This is a genomic window from Bacteroides sp. UBA939, from assembly GCF_002293435.1.
In the GTDB taxonomy this organism is placed as follows: Bacteria; Bacteroidota; Bacteroidia; order Bacteroidales; family Bacteroidaceae; genus Bacteroides.
In genome coordinates, this window is the sequence record NZ_DBDF01000083.1 from 1 (window position 1) to 4,545 (window position 4,545).

At 49.4% G+C, this 4,545-nt stretch carries 3 protein-coding genes; all 3 read right to left on the bottom strand.

Annotated elements, in window-relative coordinates; genetic code table 11:
- Positions 1-758, bottom strand: a 758-nt coding sequence (locus B2Z67_RS05935) for a hypothetical protein (protein WP_291528897.1), incomplete at its 3' end; no start/stop codon positions are given.
- Positions 759-916: 158 nt separating this feature from the next.
- Positions 917-3,379: a Calx-beta domain-containing protein gene (locus B2Z67_RS05940; RefSeq protein WP_291528898.1), complete on the bottom strand. Its 2,463-nt coding sequence runs from the start codon at positions 3,377-3,379 to the stop codon at positions 917-919.
- Between the two features lie 23 nt (positions 3,380-3,402).
- The coding region (locus B2Z67_RS05945) for an OmpA family protein (RefSeq protein WP_291528899.1) at positions 3,403-4,545 on the bottom strand (1,143 nt) is incomplete at its 5' end.

Sequence of the window (4,545 nt, forward strand, 5' to 3'; positions counted from 1 at the left end):
GTACCCGTCTCCACAGCATTGTTTTCCGTGAAGGTAAACTTACCTGTCAAGGGAGTAGCCAAAGTGTCAGGGTTGCTTAAGGAAGTTTCGTACCCTCCGGACACTGTGCGCAGAAGAGTTCCGCTCCAGGACAGCTTGCTGGGTACGCCGTGAAGTTGAAGCGTGTGAACCGCCGGCGAAGTCGTTTTTATGTCCACCGCCCTGTCAACAACTATCCGGATCATCGAAGCATTCCGGGTAATAGCGGTTGACGTGGTGGTAGTGCTATTTCCATCAATGGTAGGCAGGCGCAACATGCGATGCCAAATTTCGTGGGCGCGGCCTCGATAGCCGTCGGACTGAATGTCCCCCGGGGTATATGTGTACATCAAAGCCTGGCTCGATGTTCTGTTAGAGACAGGAGGGGTGAATACAGCGTCACCACCGGATACCATCACCAAATCCCAATCGCCTGCCCTCGCCTGGCTGGTATGCAGAGTCATGTTCGTCCGGGTTACCCCAAGAAGCTGATGGCTGAAATTGGAATTCCAACTGCCTCCACTGCCGGAAAGGGCATCGTTACCGTTCCGCGAGAAACAATACAGGCGCATGTTGTCGAGTATAGCCTCGTTTTCTATCGAACGGGTTACGTCGCCCCCCATGGATAGCTGAAAAGTATTACTGTCGTCTATTACAGGGACAGGTTCCTCATCATTGCACGCGGAGTGCAAAATCAAGAACAGATATAAGATACATATAGCACAAACATTCTTTTTCATATTTTTGAATTTTGAATTATGAATGTTGAATTATGAATGTTGAATTATGAATTATGAATTGGGATGCGCAATCATACTGCATACACATAGCCATTCATCATTCAAAATTCAAAATTCAAATTCATAATTCATAATTCATAATTTATAATTGCGAAAGTTTACTTTCGGATTATAAAGTCAGCCGTACTTTCCGTATCCTGTACACTGACAGGCTGCGCGCCTGTAGGCTGTCTTACAGATTTCACTTTCAGTTTAACTTGCTTTTCAGCAGTATCCGTACTATAGAGTATCACACCATTCACGTTCGTAGAACTGTGGTTGCCGTCGCCGCTGATGCGCAGGTCGTGCAGGTTGGTGAATACAAAGTCCTTACCTTCCTTAGCCGTTGCATCGGGCAGGATTGTACAGTCCACAACGATGTCGCTACCGGTGGTATTGGTCAGCAACGCTCCGTCAGAGGCGCGAAGCAGGGATACGGTGAAGAAACCGGATACTACGTTGTTGTTCACACGGTGGTCGCCCAGCGAGGCGATAGTCAAACGAGCAGGCTGGTCGACAACTACGCCGCTACAGCTCAACATTTCGCCATCGAACATCACGTTGGAACCGCTCAGGCAATGGGTCTTGTTGAAGTTTATAATCACTGTCTTGGGCAGTTCGTAGCGGGTATCTTCAAGTGTCTTCACGTTGAACGTGGATTTGCGGGAACCGTTAGCGAATACTACTCGCGGACTTAAACCCATATCGAAGTCAAGCGCGTCGGTGGTGCCTTCGCCGTACATGCCGTCGACGATGATATTGGCGCCGGTAGCGTTCACTAAGGAAGTGCCGTCTGTTTTGAACAGACCCAGTTCATATACAATGTCCTTGCTGCCTTCTTCACCGCGTTCGGTACGTACCAGTTTCACGACAGCCTGCTGGTCGTCGATAACGGCTTCACCTACGGGTTTCACCAGGTAGCTCTGCTGCACGTTGGACAGTACAAGCTCGAAGTTCTTCACGCCTTCCACCAAGTCGTTGGCTTTGATGGGTACTTCAATATCCTGCTTCACCAGGTACTTGCTTGATGAACCGCGGGAAGGAGTGAACGAGAGTTTGCCTTCTACCGGGATATAGTTATTGGTTGTAGTAGCTGAAACTTCACGAGTGGCATAGCCTACGGTTACAGGAACGGGAGCGCCTTCTTTGGTAGTGGCGTAGCCGGTAAGGGTGATGGTAAATACAGCCGTAGCTGTTCCAATCACGGGTTTGGTAATCTTAACGTCGGAGACATAGAGTCCGTGTCCCAGTTTCACCAGGCGGCTGCCTTTGCCGAGGAACATCAATTCGCCGGATGCGGTGGTGAATGCCTGACGGAAAGCGGTAGGCTGGTTGTCGGTCACGTAACGGTCGAATTCTTTTTGTCCGGTGCCGGAGAACATACATACCCGTCCTTCTTCTGAGGAAAGCAGCATCACTTCGCCGTTATTGTCTACACGTACCATGTTGAAGTTGCCGTCTATCGTGCGGTCGAACTCAGCCTTGCCGCTGGATTGGATGCGTACGAATGTACCGCGGCGGGCATTCATATCGTAAGTGGTCACTACGGATTCGCCCGTAACCAGGTTCATGCCCAAGCCTTTCACCTGGCCGGTGGAAGAACCGGAATAGAGTGCTGTTCCGTCGTTACGCAACAGGGCGTAATATCCTCTATCGCCGCTACCGCCTACCAGGATATTGCCGTTGCGGGCAACACGGAGGTGATTCAGTATGGCTACTCCCTGGCTGGCAGGAATCAGTGTCTTACCGAAGACAATGTCTCCCTCAGGGCGTATCTTATAAATAACGCCGCCTTCTACCGGAGAATTACCGGTAATGATAACAGAACCTTCGTTGATATTGGCGTGCAAGCCGGTTACCACATATTTCTTTGCGGGGATGGTAGTGGTATAGTACGGTTTGCCCTTATCATCCAAACGAACGATGATACTCTGTTCCTTCTCTCTTTCACCGGTAAAGGCGGCGCATATATATTCAGTGGAATTGCCCATTACGACAAACTGGTTGCAATAACCGCTGCCGGCATTCTTATAGCTATAGAGCACCTTGCCGGTTTTATCCGTTTTCAGCAATATGCCCTGGCGCTCACCGGTAGTTTTGGGTTCCATACCGGAGAGTACCAAAGAGCCGTCACGCAACAGGTGACCTTTCATAAATTCGCTTCCCTGTTCGCCGGCATAGATGTTCTGCACGAGCAGTCCTTTGCGATTTACAACAACCGCACGCCCGCTCAGCATTTCCTGGTCCTTCTTGTTCTTAATCTGCTGAGGAGACGACTGCCCTACAATCAGCACACAACCGTTGTCGACTTCGGTTAACTCATTTATATTTATAAATCCCGTCAATGGCAAGGAGAATACCACTTCGCCCAAACGATCTACCCAAGTCAGACTGTACGCTCTGCCTTCCTTACCCAACACTACCGCTTCATCACCGGGCAACGGACAGACCTGCTGTATCTGGTTTGCGTCACCATACTGTTTATCAAAAACAACCGGCATATATTGCGCCTTCGCCAACGGACAGATTGTGGCAACCAAAAGGAGCAACATCCATACACTATGAGTTCTTCTCTTCTTCATATCTTGTTTTCTTTTATAATTTTCTACCTCTTGTTATATATTTCCACACGTCTGGCACGGCGGTTTACGCGTATCCAGTCAATATTGTTTTCTTTCCAAACATAACTTCCGACTTCTTCCTTCACTTCTTCCGGAGAAAGTTTGGTTCTGCCGCGGGCTTCGATTATGAAGTCCACATTCACATTACGGTTGCGGAGATATTCGGCAACGCGTTCGGCACGGCGACCGGACAATTCGTAGTTGTAACTTTCGCTGCCCATTTCGTCGGCGTAACCGTCGAATTTCAGTTCGGAAAGGTCGTAACCACCCATTTCTTCGGCAAATACATTCAGACTACGGATAGACTCTGCGGTCAACTTATCCGAATCGAAATCAAAATAGAGAGTCAGCAACAGACCGTCCGGAACGAATTTCCTCAAAGAAACGGTTTCCCTGCGGACGTTTTCCGTAGATTTATTCAGCAGTAACGCACCGCCCAGAACAGCCATATCTTCGCTCATGCCGTAGAAGGGTTTCTCGCGTTGGACGCCCAGATCCTCCATGGTGCGCAGATAGTAAATGTCGTCTTGCGACTCCATGGCGCGGTCGGAAACGAAATAGGCGCTTTGCAAGTCGACCGGGCACATATAATAGTCATTGAAAACCGAATTCACCGGGTAAGGGTAATGGCTGACGCCGCCCGGCATAACGCCGTCCTTGTCGAAGGCACAACTGAACAGGTCGTAGCCGCCGAAGCCTGCCAAGCCATTGGACGAGAAAATAAGCCGTCCTTTATAGAATACAGGGAAAATTTCATCGCCTTCGGTATTGACTTCTGCACCCAGGTTCACGAGCGCTCCCCACGATTGGGTTTCGTCGTTCCAATGAACAACGTAGAGGTCGAAGCCGCCGTGACCGCCTGCCATATCCGAAGCAAACAACAGGGACTTGCCGTCATTGAACAAATAAGGATGGGCATACGAAGCCACTGATTCCTGCGGCAACACCGGAATATATTTAGAAAACCGGTTTTTCTTTTTTTGCAGTACGGAATAATATAGTTTGGTGCGGAAGGGACGGAATTTCTTATCCGCCATGGCAACGGATGTCCGGGCTATATCGTATTCGATAACCGTAGTTACCATCATGTCCATATTGGGAGAAAAAGCCACCGGGCCATTCTGTAA

Bases quoted from the DNA above. Each gene is read 5' to 3' on its own strand.
- B2Z67_RS05940 (WP_291528898.1), bottom strand. From the start codon at position 3,379: ATGAAGAAGAGAAGAACTCATAGTGTATGGATGTTGCTCCTTTTGGTT.